This is a genomic window from Binatus sp. (SeqCode) (genome assembly GCF_049584895.1).
GTDB lineage: Bacteria > Desulfobacterota > Binatia > Binatales > Binataceae > Binatus.
Window position 1 is genome coordinate 1 of sequence record NZ_JBAUYR010000095.1, and the last position, 13415, is coordinate 13415.

Sequence of the window (13415 nt, forward strand, 5' to 3'; positions counted from 1 at the left end):
TTTTGGCGGGGCCGATGGGATTTGAACCCACGACTTCCGACGTGACAGGCCGGCGTTCTAACCGGGCTGAACTACGACCCCGCCCGAACCATCTGTTGTGACATTTTCCAGCCCCCGTAGCAACAACGCGGCTAGTTCCGGGCTCGCGCGGCCAGATCGTGAGGAAGCGGAGAATCACCGGCTGAAGCCGGTGCCACTTCAGTCAGGGAAGTTTGTGCTGGGAGTGGCACAGGCTTTAGCCTGTGATTCCCCGCGAGCGTCGTTTACGCGACGCGGCGCATCAATTCCAAAATGTCATAACCCGTGATTTCTCGGCTCTTTGCGGACCAGTCCCGAAGCTCGGCGTCAGAGACCAAGCCGGCCTGCGCGCCCTTGGCCAGATCCATCAACCCAATTTTGATCGTTGCTTCATCAATCATCTCGCCGGATTTCGGATCGGCCATCGAGCCGCCGCCCTTCTCATGGTAGAGCTTGATGACTCGGCGCGCCTCTTCGACCTGGTCGATGCTCGGCGTGTAGCAGGCGTTGGCAATCTCCGCCTGCTGCGGATGTATCACCCACGTGCCGTCCATCCCAAGGTTCGCGGCGCCGACGTTCTTCTCGCGCAGCCCTGCCTGCAGTTCCTTGACGCGCTCGGGCGAATCGGTGTTGCGCCACAGCCGTAGATAGACGTTGTCGATCGCATGCAGCCCGGCAGCCTTGGCCGCGACCACTACGGCCTGCTTCGAGTAGTGAAAGTTCTGGTTCTGATTCTCAACGATCTCGCGGATGCCGAGATTCGCTGCATAGTCAGCGATGCCGAACACCAGGCCGCACATGCGATCCGACGCAGTCGCGATTTCGTAGGCGTGGATCAGCGCGTGCGGCGTCTCGATCAGCGACTCGATCTGAAGCTTGTACTTCCACCCTGCCCGCTTTTCGAGATCGTCGAGCAGCTTCGACACCTCGCGAATCTCCTCGGGGCCGCGCGTCTTCGGCAGCATGATGCCGTGGAAGCGATTCGGGGCGCCGAGCACGATCGCCTCCATGTCGCCCTTGAAAAACTTCGAATGGATATTGTTGGGGCGCACAGTGACGACCTTCTTGCCGAAGTCGAGCGTGTTGAGCGCCTCGACCATCACCTTGCGGCTCTTCTCGCCCTTGAACTCGTACGGGCACGCGTCTTCGAAGTCCGCCATCACGTGATCGACCGGCGCTTTCACCGGGTCGGCGGCGGTCGTGTGCAGCTTCATGTTGTGACCGGGATAGGTCATCTCGGTGCGCGGAATTACGAAGCGTGTGCCTTTGTCCAATATGTACATTTGATGGATTTCTCCCGCTGATTTTTTATGTTCGCGCGTCAGGCCGGCAGGTAATGAGTTTTGCGCTTGATCAGAACGGTGCGCTCGATTTCAACCACGACAGTACCGTCGGGCTTCTTGCCGATCAATTTGAATTTCACCAGGCCCGCGTCGGGACGGTCCGCATCGCGCTTCTCGAGCACAGTCGACTCGGCGTAAATCGTGTCGCCGTGAAAAACCGGGTTGGTATGCTTGCCGTTGTCCATCTCGACTTCGGCGATCGCGTTCTCGCTGGTGTCCTCCGACGCAAGCCCGACCGTGAACGCGAGCACCACGCCGCCGTAAACCAGCAGCTTGCCGCCGACGTAAGCGCCGGGATTCCTGTCGATCAAATCCTGGTTGAAGTGCAGCTCGGCCGTGTTCATCACGAGCGAAGTGAAGTTGTGATTGTCGGCCTCGGTGATGGTGCGGCCGCGCTGATGGATGAGCGTGTCGCCGACGTTGAAATCCTCGAAGTAGCTGCCGTCGCTGGTGATACTCACGTTCAGTTCTGCTCCATGATTCGCCGGCCGATGACCTCGTATTGAATTTCGCTGGTGCCCTCGAAGATCGAGAGCACGCGCGCGTCGCGCCAGAAGCGCTGCGCCTCGAACTCCATCGAGTAGCCGTAGCCGCCATGCACCTGCATCGCCTCGCGCGTGACCCGCTCGGCCATCTCGGCGGCGAACGCCTTCGCGAGGCCGGCCTCGTAGTCGCATCGCTTGCCGGTGTCCTTCTCGGCGGCGGCGAAATAGCAAAGTTGGCGCGCCGCTTCGATTTCGACCGCCATGTGCGCGAGCTTGTGCCTGATTACCTGGAAGTCGCCGATCGGCTGTCCGAACTGCTTGCGATCCTTCGCGTACTTGACCGCGCACTCGAACGCCGCCTGCGCGACGCCGACGCCGCGCGCCGCAGTCTGGATTCGCGCAGCCTCGTAACTTGCCATCAACTGGTAAAATCCGCGCCCTTCTTCGCCGCCAATCAGGTTAGCCTTGGGCGCGTACGCGTCGTCGAACTGCAACGCGTAACTGCGCATCCCGTGGTAACCGATTGTCGGGATCGGCGAGCCGGTCAATTGCGGCGGCATGAAATCGTCGCCCGGCTTTTTCTCGAACAGGATCAGCGACAGGCCTTTGTGTTTCTTCGACATGTCGGGGTCGGTGCGCGTCATCACGGTCAGCATGTGCGCGCGATTTGCGAACGTGCACCACATCTTCGAGCCCTTGATTAGATAGCCATCGCCTTGCTTTACGGCGCGCGTCTTGAACGAGGCCGTGTCGCTGCCCGAATCGGGCTCGGTGAACGCGGCCGCAGTGAGAATTTCGCCGCGCGCGATTGGCGGCAGGAATTTCTTTTTCTGCTCGGGCGTTCCGTTGGCGCTGATCAGAGTGCCGGTGATGATGTTGCGGGTCATCACCGAGCCGACGCTGAGCCATCCACGCGATAACTCTTCAGTGACAATCGCCATCGAGATGTAATCGAGACCCATGCCGCCATCTTCGGCCGGAAAGATCACGCCGAAGTAGCCAAGCTCGGCCATCATCTTGAGGATGCGCTCGGGGATTTCTTTATTCTCGCGATCGAGGTCGTTGGCAATCGGCTTGACCTCGGCCTCGACGAACTCGCGGACCGAGCGCCGGATAAATTCATGCTCAGGCGTAACTAGCGGCATCGTGTGCTCCTACGATGGAGAATTGCGCTTGCGAATCAGGACCGGACGCTCATACTCGAGCACTTTTTCGCCGCGTTGGTTGTAACCGGTGGTGCGAAACTTGACGACGCCGCGATCAGGCCGCGAGGTGTCGCGCTTGGAAAGCACCAGCGACTCTGACGTGATCGTGTCGCCGGGATAAACCGTCTCGTGCCATTTCATTTTTTCGTAGCCGAGATGCGCAATCGCGCGTTCGCTGAGGTCCTCGACCGAAAGCCCGAACACCACGTTCATCACCAGCATGTGATTGACGACAACATTCTTGAAGCCGAGCGATTGCGCGTACTCGCGATTGAAGTAGCTAGGGTTGAAGTTCATCGTGACGCTGGAGAAAAAACTGTTGTCGCCCTCGGTTATGGTGCGACCCCAATGATGCTTGAAAAGATGGCCGACTTCGAAATCCTCGAAGTAGTGGCCACGCTCGATTTTGCGCACCGCCATAGTGGTTCAGGCTACCTTCTTCATGTGTTCGTAGAATAGCGAAAAGTTCCGGAAGCCGAACCCGTTTTTATGGAATTAGCGGCAGCAGGTCAATCTTACTAGCAAGGTGCAGGGGTTACCCCTGCCGGGGAAGCATGAAACCCACGCTGGGTTTCATTAAAATCAAACAATGAGCGAGCGCATCCCCTTCCGTCTCAATCCCATGCTCGCCTCGCTCGTGCCAAAGCCTTTCGATCGCCCGGGTTGGGTCTATGAGGAAAAATACGACGGCTACCGAATCCTCGCTTATAAGGAAGGCACGAAAGTAACCCTGCTATCACGAAATCAGCACGATCGCACCGCGACGTTTGCCATCGTAGCTGAAGCAGTCGGCCGACTCGAAGAGCGAACGCTGCTGCTCGACGGCGAAGTGGTCGCATTCGACTCGAAGGGGGTTTCGCGATTTCAATTGCTTCAGCGCGGCGACGTTTCACAGCACTACGCAGTCTTTGATTGCCTCTATCGTGACGGCCGGGATCTTCGATCTGAACCGCTGTCGCGCCGCCGCGATGAACTGGAGGCCGTGCTTGCGAAGCCGTCGGAGCAACTCATCGTCTCGCGCCGTCTGGCGAAGAACGGCCTCACCGCCTACAGCATCGCCAAGCGCAAAGGCTTCGAAGGAGTGGTCGCCAAGGACAACGATGCGCCTTACGAAGAACGCCGCTCCAATAAATGGCTCAAGGTAAAGGTGCATCAGGAAGATGAGTTCGTAATCGGCGGGTTTACGGCGCCCGAAGGAAGTCGCCAGCATTTCGGCGCGCTACTGCTCGGCGCCTACCGCGGCAATGACCTGGTCTATGTCGGCAAGGTCGGCACGGGTTTCACTCAGAAGACGTTGGCGGAATTGGCGAAGGCGTTTCGACCATACATTCGCAGCAAGCCGCCGTTTGTCGATCCGCCTCGGGAGAAAAACGTGACGTGGCTCGCGCCGCGATTGGTCGCGCAGATCGCCTTCCAGGAATGGACCGCAGACCGAAAGCTACGACAGCCAGTCTTTCTCGGTTTACGTGACGATAAAAAGCCGACCGAGGTCGTGCTGCCGGAAAACCTTTGATCTTTCTGCGATATCGACCGCAGATTCTCAGGCAAATACTCTTCGTTCCCTAACACCCGAAAGGCTAGTATTGTCACATCGCCGGCAAACAGGTAGCTAATTCCGGCGCGCAATGCCGAGACCTCGAACACAACAGGACACCGCAGCCGTTCGTTATAGCGAAAAGCGGCGCGGTGGTAACCTATAAACAACTGAAATGAGTCAAAAGGAAATATACGAGATCGGGCAGGTGCCGCCAATCGGTCATGTGCCCAAACATATGTACGCGCAGGTGATTCGCGCGGACCGGTTCGGCGAGCCCAAGCATGCGTTCAAGGTCGAGAAAATCGCGGTGCCGGAGATTCGCGCCGACGAAGTGCTGGTCTACGTGATGGCGGCGGGCGTGAATTTCAACAACGTGTGGGCGGCGCTCGGATCGCCGGTCGACGTGATCGGCGCGCGCCAGAAGGCCAAGTACGATCATTCTGATTTCCATATCGGCGGGAGCGACGCGTCGGGTATCGTCTACGCGACCGGGCATGACGTGCACAACGTCAAGGTCGGTGACCGCGTCGTGATTCATTGCGGCATCTGGGATCGCAACGCGCCATCGGTCCGCAATGGCGACGATCCGATGTACGATCCGTCTTTTAAGATCTGGGGCTACGAAACCAACTGGGGCAGCTTCGCACAGTTCGCGCGGGTTCAGGCGCATCAGTGCATGCCCAAGGCGTCGCACCTGACTTGGGAAGAAGCGGCGGGTCCGACGCTGGTGGGCGCCACCGCTTACCGCATGCTGATGGGATGGTCGCCGCACGTCGTCCGCCGCGGCGACGTCGTCCTGATTTGGGGCGCGTCGGGCGGCCTTGGATGCATGGCGATTCAGATCGTCAAGGCCGAGGGCGGGATTCCGGTGGGCATCGTCGGCGACGATCGCAAAATAGATTTCTGCATGAAGCTCGGCGCCCGCGGATGCATCAACCGGAAAAAATATTTGCACTGGGGCATGATGCCGCATTGGAAGGAAACCGCGGAGTACAACAAGTGGGCGGCGGAATGCCGCGCGTTCGGCAAAGCGATTTGGGATATCGTCGGCGAGCGGAAAAATCCGCGCATCGTGTTCGAGCATCCCGGCGAAGACACGATTCCGACCTCGGTGTTCGTCTGCGACACGGGCGGGATGGTCGTGATTTGCGCGGGCACCACCGGCTACAACGCGGTGGCGGACTTGCGCTACCTGTGGATGCGGCAGAAGCGGCTGCAGGGATCGCACTTCGCCAACGATGAGCAGTCGTACGCGTTCAACCAGCTGGTGCTCGACGGCAAGATCGATCCGTGCCTCGCCAAGACGTACACGTTCGCCGAGATTCCGGAATGCCACCAGGCGATGCATGAAAATCGCGCGCCCGAGGGCAAGATGGTCGCGCTGGTCGGCGCGCCGAAGCCCGGCTTGAAGGATCTCCCGCTGTAACTTTCAGACTCGCGCCGCGGCTACGACATTCTGAAGAGCAGGAACGCGTATACCGCGACGGTGGGATAGAAGGTGGCGCCGAAGCCGAACGCCCGCGCGGGGCCGGAGCGATGGTATCCGAACCAGAACGTGATGCGTCCGATCACGAACAGCATGACCAGCACTGCGACCGCGCGAATCGACTCCGGCGCGACAATCGTAACCAGCGCGAGATGCGCGACGAGCGCTAGCACCAATTGCTCCATCGTGTTTTGAAGATAGCGCTGGTCGATCTCGATGGACGGCGCAGGGGCGCCCTCGATCGCCTCGGGAATGAAGAACCGCCGGTTCGCAATCTTCGCGACGCCCGCGAGCATGCATAGCGCCGCGAAAACTTCGCATTTGAGCGCATACTCGAGGCGGATCGAGATACCGATGGCCACGTGTGGATTCAGGCCAATGTCGGTCATCCGGAAAACCACCTCGAAGAACGCCACGCTGAACACCGCAGCCGCGACCATCCCGGCCAGCACACTTTTTTGATCACTCGACATAGCGACCTCCCCGGTTCACGCTGGATATTCGACCGAATTGCAATCATCGTCGATCCATGGCGTCCGTTGCAGCACTCGAGACTCACCTGCGCAACATAGTCGAAGGCGAGGTGCGCTTCGACGTAGGCACTCGAGCCGCTTACGCCACCGACGCGTCGAACTATCGCCAAGTGCCTGTGGGCGTGGTGATTCCGCGTCACGAGGGCGACGTGATCGCGGCGCTTTCGATCGCACGCGAAAACTCGATGCCGATTCTGGCGCGCGGCGGCGGCACCAGCCTCGCGGGACAGGCGTGCAACGCGGCGATTGTGCTCGATTTCTCGAAGTACATGAATCGCGTGATCGCGATCGATGCGAGCGGGCGCGTCGCGCAGGTAGAGCCCGGCGTTGTCCAGAGCCATCTCAACGCTGCGCTCGCGCCGCACGGGCTGTTCTTCGCGCCGGATCCATCGACCAAAGATCGATGCACCATCGGCGGGATGATCGGCAACAACTCATGCGGCGCGCATTCGGCGGCGTACGGCAAGACGGTCGACAACGTCGAGGCGCTCGAGGTCATCCTCTACGACGGCACGCAACTTTCGCTGCGGGGCTCGATGGATGACGCGCAGCTCGACGCGGCGATCGCGCGCGGCGGCCGCGAAGGCGATCTCTATTCGAAGCTGCGCGAGTTGCGCGACCATTGCGCGGATTCGGTGCGCGCGCATTTCCCGAAACTGCCGCGACGCGTGTCGGGATACAACCTTGACGAGCTGATGCCGGAGCGGGGCTTCAACGTCGCGCGCGCGATCGTGGGATCGGAGGGCACGCTCGCCACGATTCTGCGCGCGACAATTCGAGGTGTCCCGCGGCCGAAGGAAGTCGGGCTGGCGGTGCTCGGCTTCGACGACGTATTCATCGCGGCGGATCAGACGCCGTGGCTGCTCGAGCATCGCCCGGAAGCGCTGGAAGGTTTCGACGAAAATCTGCCGGAGTTCGCGCGGATCAAGAAGATGCCGGGTGTGCAGTTTTTGCCTGCCGGGCGCGCGTTTCTGCTCGTCGAGCTTGGGGGAACATCGCGCGACGAAGCGCGCGAGCGTGTCGAGCGAGTGATCGCGCAGGCGCGCGAGCTTCGCGAATGCACGGGAGTCGCGTACCTGGCGGACGCGCGGGAACAAGCCGCCGTTTGGCAGATTCGCGAGTCGGGGCTGGGCTCGAGCGCGTTTATCCCGGGCCGTCCGCGCAGTTGGCCGGGCGCCGAGGACTCCGCGGTGCCGCCCGCGAATCTCGGCGAGTTCCTGCGCGGCTTCGATCGCATTCTCAGCAGCCGCAATCTCAAGGTGGCGACATACTACGGGCATTTCGGCGAAGGATGCGTTCACGCGCGCGTCAATTTCGATCTGATGAGCGCGTCGGGGATCGAGACGTTCCGCGCCGCGATGATCCAGCTGGGCGAGCTGGTCGCGAGTCTCGGCGGTTCGCTGTCGGGCGAGCATGGCGACGGACTGGCGCGATCCGAATTGCTGCCGATGATGTTCCGGCCCGAGCTGATCGGCGCGTTCCACGATTTCAAGCGCATCTTCGATCCCAACTCGATGATAAATCCGGGCGTGATAGTCGCGCCGCATCCGCTCGACTCGCATCTCAAGCTCGGCGCGAATTATCGGCCGCGCGAAATCGCCACGCACTTCAACTTCAAAGCCGAAGGCGGGCTCGCTGGCGCCGCTCTGAAATGCGTCGGGATTGGAAAATGCCGCAAGACTGAGGCGGGCACGATGTGCCCGTCGTACATGGCGACGCGCGAGGAAGTACACTCGACCCGCGGGCGCGCGCGAATCCTGTTCGAGGCGCTGACCACCGACTTGCTACCCGACGGTTTCGCCGATCCTGCCGTCAAGGATGCGCTCGACTTGTGCCTGTCGTGCAAAGGATGCAAGGGCGAGTGTCCATCGTCGGTGGATATGGCGGCGTACCGCGCGGAATTTTTCTCGAACTACTATCGAAGTCATCCGCGTCCGCTGTCGTCGTCGTTCTTCGGGCGGCTGAACGAAGTAGCGCGGATCGCATCGTACGTGCCGTGGATCGCGAATGCATTCGCGCACGCGCCGATTGTGGGCGACGCCGTCAAGAAGGCGCTCGCGATTCATCCTGAGCGCGAGTTGCCGCGCTTTGCGCGACGAACTTTCCGCTCGTGGTTCGAGCGGAGGACGGCTCCAGGAGCGAGCATGCGCGAAGTCGTGCTGTTCCCCGACACCTTCACCAACTTTTTTGAGCAGCACGTCGCGATTGCGGCGGTCGAGGTCCTCGAGCGAGCCGGATTTCGCGTGATCATTCCGCGCTTCGAGCTGTGCTGCGGCCGCCCGCTCTACGACCAGGGGATGCTGGATCTCGCAAAGGCGCGTCTGAGAGAGGTGATGGAAGTGCTCGATCCTTTTGTTGCTGTCGGCATCCCGGTCGTCGGGCTGGAGCCGAGTTGTATCCTGACGTTTCGCGACGAGTTGCCTTCGCTCTTTTCAGAAGATCTGCGTGCGAAAGCGATCGCGTCGGGCGCTTTTCTGCTCGACGAGTTCCTCGCGCGCGAAGCGCCTGAGTTCGCGCCGCCCGAGCTGCGGCGGCGGATTATCGTGCAGGGTCATTGCCATCAGAAGGCGCTTGCGGGAATTGGCGGCGAGGTCGCATTGCTATCACGCGCAGCGGGCGCGGAACTCGAAGTGCTCGACGCGGGATGTTGCGGGATGGCGGGCGCGTTCGGCTACGATCGCGATCATTTCGAAATATCGAAACAGATTGGCGCACGAGTTCTGATTCCCGCAATCGACCAGGCGCCGCCCGACGCGATCATCGTCGCCGACGGATTTTCGTGCCGTTCGCAGATTCGGCATTTCTGCCCGACGCGCCGCCCGATGCATCTGGCCGAAGTCCTCAACGAACGGTTAGGCTAATTTCGACTCCCTGCGCTAGATTCCCGTTTCTGAGGAAACAAAAATGCGACTTGGACTCACTATCCCATCCGATCTTTTCACCAACACTCATTTTCCCGAGATCGTGCGCACGGCCGATCGATGCGGCTATACCGACGCGTGGTCGTACGAATCGTTTTCGAGCGACGCGTTCGCGCCGATTGCCGCAGCCGCGATGCTCACCGACCGGATGCGCTTCGGATGCGCGATCATCCCGGTATTCACTCGACCAGCGCCGCTGATTGCGATGTCAGCGGTGACAGTCAACGAGCTCGCAGGCGGGCGCTTCATCCTCGGGCTCGGAATCTCGACCCCGAATATCGTCGAGCAGTGGATGGGCGTGCCGTTCAACAAGCCGGTCACCCAGGTGCGCGAAACGGTCGAGGCGCTCCGCGCGATCTTCAAGGGCGAGAAGGTCACGATGAAGGGCGCGAAGGTGAAGATGGACGGCTTCCGGCTTGATCTGCCGATCACGAATCCGCCGAAAATCTATCTCGGCGCGCAAGGTGCGAAGATGCTGCGGCTTGCGGGCGAAATCGGCGACGGCCTGATCACCAACTTCATCACGCCCGAGACGGTTGGCCCAATGCTCGATCACACGCGCGAGGGGATGCGCGCGGCGGGTAAGGACCCGTCGAGCCTCGACGTCGTGTGCAGAATCATGTGCGCCGTCGACGAGGATGAGAACGTCGCACGCACGCTGTTTCGTCGCGCGTTGACCGCTTACGTCACCGTGCCGCAGTATAACAATTTCTTCCGCGAGATTGGTTACGAGAAGGAAGCGACTATCGCGATCGACTCGTGGAACAAGGGCGATCGCAAGAAAGCACTCGAGACGATTCCCGACGAGATGGTCGAGAAGATTTTCATGTTTGGTCCGGCAGAGAAATGCCGCAAGCGCCTCGACGACTACGCGCGCGCGGGAATCACAACCACCGCGCTCCAATTTTCGTCGTTCGCCAGGACGCCGGAAGAGCGGCGGGCGAAGGTGCTGAAAGCAATCGAGCGGCTCGCCACGGTCTAAAAAAAAGCGCCCCGCCAGGGAGAGGCGGGGCGCGCTTGTCTCAGCTGGCGCGTGGGAGGGACGCGTTCGCTGTACACGTTTCACTATTCAGTCGTCATCGGATGTACTGCATCAAAGGCGAGAGCATCGATCCGCCGCCGTTAGGCTGGCCGTATCCGGTGTTGCCATACGCGGGTGCACCACGGTATCCGCCGAGTCCACCGAGCAGTCCACCGTTGCCGCCGCCGTAGTTATTGTATGCCGGCGCTCCACGGTATCCACCCAATCCACCGAGCAGTCCGCCTCCGACAGGCGCTCCGCCCGCACAACCGCTATGGAGAGCCCACTGATTCTGACGGAGCAGGTCATATGCAGCGGCTGGATGGCCGGTCGCACGGTCGCGCGCATAGGTGTTCATGACGCGCGCCGCACTGCCGCATCCGCCACCACCCGCATAGCCGCCACCATAATAAGGGGCAGCTACGGGATACGCCGGGGCCGCTACATAAGCGGGCGCAGCGTAGTAACCCGGGTTGCCGTAAGCGCGGTAGGCGTTGGCGTCCCACCCGCGATGTCCGTAGCGGTGGCTAGGGACCATTGCCGGCGCTGGCATCCAGGTGCTTCGGGCCGCTGCGCGCGCCGCATGCGATTCGGAGTGCTTGTAGTCCTTGGCAGCCGCCGCGATCGGGGTCGCGAGCATCGCGAGTCCAACCAGCACCGTCATCAGACCTCGTTTGGAATTCATTGTTGGGTTACCTCTACCCGGGTAAGAGAGCATTAGGGATGCCAGCGACCTGTTTTTAAGAATCTTACGCATTGCACATGGACATACGCATTCAGACGAATTAGGTTGCACCAAATTCGAAAATTAAAAAACAAAAAACGTCAACGGAGAGAACGGGTTAACGCATATTCAGGTTTGGGCGAAGTAGGATAAATGAACGTTCAGACAAGAGCCGTCGAATGCGGATCGAGGCTCGAGAAAATAAACGAACGTTCAGATGCGAGCCGCTGAAAAAAATCAGACGAAGGTGCGGCGCGCGAGATAGTACATCACCCCGCCGACGATTGCGTAAGCGGCGATTCCTTCCAGCAGCGTCGCGCCGCTGGTGATTACGGCCACGCCGACGACCAGGACGGTGCTGACCACGGCGACGACCTGCTCGATGCGCTTTTCGCGAGTGCGGACGCGGGCGACATGCTCGGTAATGCGGGCGCCGCAGTTGGGGCATACGCCGCCGCGCTTGACGACGAGGTCAGCATCGCATTCGGGGCATTCGATTTTGGTTCGGAGTGGCATTGCGGCTACGAGAAAGACGCTACGAGCTACGGAATTCGCTGGCAAGTGGCTCTATCCTCGCGAATTCGGCGCTGCTAGTCTAATTGACCATTTCGAATTTATTGGTCATTTGGTCATTAGAACAGTCACGGAGGATTCAAATCATGGCAGACAATCAATCGCTCAAAGGACGGACCGCAATCGTAACTGGCGCGTCGAGCGGAATCGGCCGCGCAATCGCAATTCGGCTTGGAGAGGCGGGCGCGCACGTTTTCCTCGCGGGGCGCAGCGAGTCGGCGCTCAACGAAGGCTGCAAGGCGGTCGAGAAGACTGGAGGACGCGCGACTCCGGTCGCATTCGACGCGCGCGACGTGAAGCAGGTTCAGGGCCTGGTGGACAAGGCGGTCAAGGCGACCGGCCGGCTTGATATCATGGTGAACAACGCCGGGCTCGAGTTCCCCAGCTCGATAATCGAAGGCGATCCAGAGCGATGGCGCGAGATGCTCGAGGTCAACGTGCTGGCTCTCCTGGTCGGCTCGCAGGCGGCGATTCGTGCGATGCGCGCTTGCGGCTCCGCGGGGCATATCGTAAATATTTCGTCGGTGGCGGGACGGCGCGAAGCCTCGGGAGTGTATGGCGCGACCAAGTGGGCGGTGAATTCGATCGCGACCACGCTGCGCGAGGAACTCGAGGACGACAAAATTCGGGTGGTGAATATCATGCCGGGCGCGGTCGCCACCAACTTCGCGCGCAACTTTCCGTCCGCGTTCGTGAAGGGAATCGTCAGCTCACTGGGAATCCAGGCGGACATCCAGCCCGGCGCGCAACTGCCGCCCGCAGTGCTTGACCAGATCGCGGCGGCCGGCAAATTGTTCCTGGCGTCGGCGGACGACGTAGCGCGCGCGGTGCTGTTCGCAGTGACGCAACCGATAGAGTTGAATGTGTTCGAGATGGTGGTGCGTCCGCAACGGGCACTGCAGTTGCCTGCATAGTCGAGCACGGATTCGAACCGACATCAGGATGAATTCTCCCAAAAAAAAGCGCGCGGCGATATTGGACGCGGCGCTGAAGCTGTTCAGCCAGTACGGTTACCGGCGCACCTCGATCGACGACATCGCGCGCGCGGCCGAGATCGCCAAGGGCACCGTCTACCTGAGCTTCAAAAGCAAAGAAGAGATTTTTCGCGCGCTGTGCGAGAGCCTGATCGAACGCACCGAGTTGGCGGCAAAAATCGCGCGCGCAAGCGATGGTCCGATCGACGAGCGGTTGGTCGCCGTGCTCGAGGCCAAGTTCGGGCTTCTGTTCGAGACGGTGTATCGCTCAGCGCATGCGGCAGAGCTGATGGACTCGAAGAACCGGCTGTCCGCGGATCTGTTCGCGCAGTCGGGGCGCCGTTACATGAAAGTCCTGCGCGAGATGATCGAAGAAGCGACGCGAGCGGGAGAACTCACGCCGTCGCGAATGGATCTCGATGCCGACGACCTGGCGGAGATGCTGGTGGCGGCGGCGCATGGAGTCGAGAACAACGCGACGAATCCCGCCCGGTACCATCGGCGGCTCAGGGAGATTGTGCGGGTGATTGTGGCGGGGTTGTCAGTGGCGCGGGGGGAAGTGCGAGCTTAAAGAGCGGCGCGCGGGTCCAAGACC

The 13415-nt window shown here is 60.8% G+C and carries 13 protein-coding genes and 1 tRNA gene; 6 read left to right on the top strand and 8 right to left on the bottom strand.

Features of this window, described 5'->3' with window-relative positions; translation table 11 throughout:
* Positions 1–3: 3 nt before the first annotated feature.
* The 5 genes from WB650_RS16375 to WB650_RS16395 form a co-directional block, all read right to left on the bottom strand.
* A tRNA-Asp gene (locus tag WB650_RS16375) sits at positions 4–81 on the bottom strand.
* Positions 82–263: 182 nt separating this feature from the next.
* Entirely contained in the window at positions 264–1301 is a 1038-nt protein-coding gene (locus tag WB650_RS16380; RefSeq protein ID WP_422305220.1) for an HpcH/HpaI aldolase/citrate lyase family protein, read from the bottom strand.
* 38 nt (positions 1302–1339) lie between these two features.
* Entirely contained in the window at positions 1340–1822 is a 483-nt protein-coding gene (locus WB650_RS16385) for a MaoC family dehydratase (protein ID WP_422305218.1), read from the bottom strand.
* Between the two features lie 2 nt (positions 1823–1824).
* Complete coding sequence (locus tag WB650_RS16390) at positions 1825–2991, bottom strand: acyl-CoA dehydrogenase family protein (RefSeq protein ID WP_423961236.1); 1167 nt, start codon at positions 2989–2991, stop codon at positions 1825–1827.
* 9 nt (positions 2992–3000) lie between these two features.
* On the bottom strand, positions 3001–3471 hold the full coding sequence (locus WB650_RS16395) for a MaoC family dehydratase (protein WP_422302653.1): 471 nt from the start codon (positions 3469–3471) through the stop codon (positions 3001–3003).
* A 169-nt stretch (positions 3472–3640) separates the two neighbouring features.
* Between WB650_RS16395 and ligD the strand changes: the two genes are divergently transcribed.
* Both ligD and ccrA read left to right on the top strand, forming a co-directional pair.
* Positions 3641–4564 (top strand): non-homologous end-joining DNA ligase, encoded by a 924-nt coding sequence (gene ligD / locus WB650_RS16400; protein ID WP_422302655.1) that lies wholly within the window; start codon positions 3641–3643, stop codon positions 4562–4564.
* Positions 4565–4760: 196 nt separating this feature from the next.
* The gene (gene ccrA, locus WB650_RS16405) at positions 4761–6014 is read left to right on the top strand and encodes a crotonyl-CoA carboxylase/reductase (RefSeq protein ID WP_423961238.1); all 1254 of its coding nucleotides are present in this window, start codon (positions 4761–4763) and stop codon (positions 6012–6014) included.
* Between the two features lie 20 nt (positions 6015–6034).
* On the opposite strand, the gene WB650_RS16410 is transcribed toward ccrA, so the two are convergent.
* Positions 6035–6547, bottom strand: coding sequence for an MAPEG family protein (locus WB650_RS16410; protein WP_422302659.1), 513 nt, complete (start codon positions 6545–6547; stop codon positions 6035–6037).
* Positions 6548–6603: 56 nt separating this feature from the next.
* Between WB650_RS16410 and WB650_RS16415 the strand changes: the two genes are divergently transcribed.
* The gene (locus WB650_RS16415) at positions 6604–9468 is read left to right on the top strand and encodes an FAD-binding and (Fe-S)-binding domain-containing protein (protein WP_422302661.1); all 2865 of its coding nucleotides are present in this window, start codon (positions 6604–6606) and stop codon (positions 9466–9468) included.
* 43 nt (positions 9469–9511) lie between these two features.
* A complete protein-coding gene (locus WB650_RS16420; RefSeq protein ID WP_423961239.1) occupies positions 9512–10510 on the top strand; it encodes an LLM class F420-dependent oxidoreductase in 999 nt (332 codons plus the stop codon).
* A gap of 94 nt (positions 10511–10604) precedes the next feature.
* Here the strand turns inward: WB650_RS16420 and WB650_RS16425 are convergent, their stop codons facing one another.
* Positions 10605–11234, bottom strand: a complete 630-nt coding sequence (locus tag WB650_RS16425) for a hypothetical protein (protein WP_422302665.1) — start codon at positions 11232–11234, stop codon at positions 10605–10607.
* A gap of 276 nt (positions 11235–11510) precedes the next feature.
* On the bottom strand, positions 11511–11789 hold the full coding sequence (locus tag WB650_RS16430) for a hypothetical protein (protein WP_423961240.1): 279 nt from the start codon (positions 11787–11789) through the stop codon (positions 11511–11513).
* A gap of 143 nt (positions 11790–11932) precedes the next feature.
* Between WB650_RS16430 and WB650_RS16435 the strand changes: the two genes are divergently transcribed.
* Complete coding sequence (locus WB650_RS16435) at positions 11933–12760, top strand: SDR family oxidoreductase (RefSeq protein WP_422300999.1); 828 nt, start codon at positions 11933–11935, stop codon at positions 12758–12760.
* Between the two features lie 28 nt (positions 12761–12788).
* Positions 12789–13391 (top strand): TetR family transcriptional regulator, encoded by a 603-nt coding sequence (locus tag WB650_RS16440; protein WP_422300998.1) that lies wholly within the window; start codon positions 12789–12791, stop codon positions 13389–13391.
* Positions 13392–13415 lie beyond the last annotated feature (24 nt).

Bases quoted from the DNA above. Each gene is read 5' to 3' on its own strand.
- WB650_RS16380 (WP_422305220.1), bottom strand. From the start codon at position 1,301: ATGTACATATTGGACAAAGGCACACGCTTCGTAATTCCGCGCACCGAG.
- WB650_RS16390 (WP_423961236.1), bottom strand. From the start codon at position 2,991: ATGCCGCTAGTTACGCCTGAGCATGAATTTATCCGGCGCTCGGTCCGC.
- WB650_RS16395 (WP_422302653.1), bottom strand. From the start codon at position 3,471: ATGGCGGTGCGCAAAATCGAGCGTGGCCACTACTTCGAGGATTTCGAA.
- ligD (WP_422302655.1), top strand. From the start codon at position 3,641: ATGAGCGAGCGCATCCCCTTCCGTCTCAATCCCATGCTCGCCTCGCTC.
- ccrA (WP_423961238.1), top strand. From the start codon at position 4,761: ATGAGTCAAAAGGAAATATACGAGATCGGGCAGGTGCCGCCAATCGGT.
- WB650_RS16410 (WP_422302659.1), bottom strand. From the start codon at position 6,547: ATGTCGAGTGATCAAAAAAGTGTGCTGGCCGGGATGGTCGCGGCTGCG.
- WB650_RS16415 (WP_422302661.1), top strand. From the start codon at position 6,604: ATGGCGTCCGTTGCAGCACTCGAGACTCACCTGCGCAACATAGTCGAA.
- WB650_RS16420 (WP_423961239.1), top strand. From the start codon at position 9,512: ATGCGACTTGGACTCACTATCCCATCCGATCTTTTCACCAACACTCAT.
- WB650_RS16425 (WP_422302665.1), bottom strand. From the start codon at position 11,234: ATGAATTCCAAACGAGGTCTGATGACGGTGCTGGTTGGACTCGCGATG.
- WB650_RS16430 (WP_423961240.1), bottom strand. From the start codon at position 11,789: ATGCCACTCCGAACCAAAATCGAATGCCCCGAATGCGATGCTGACCTC.
- WB650_RS16435 (WP_422300999.1), top strand. From the start codon at position 11,933: ATGGCAGACAATCAATCGCTCAAAGGACGGACCGCAATCGTAACTGGC.
- WB650_RS16440 (WP_422300998.1), top strand. From the start codon at position 12,789: ATGAATTCTCCCAAAAAAAAGCGCGCGGCGATATTGGACGCGGCGCTG.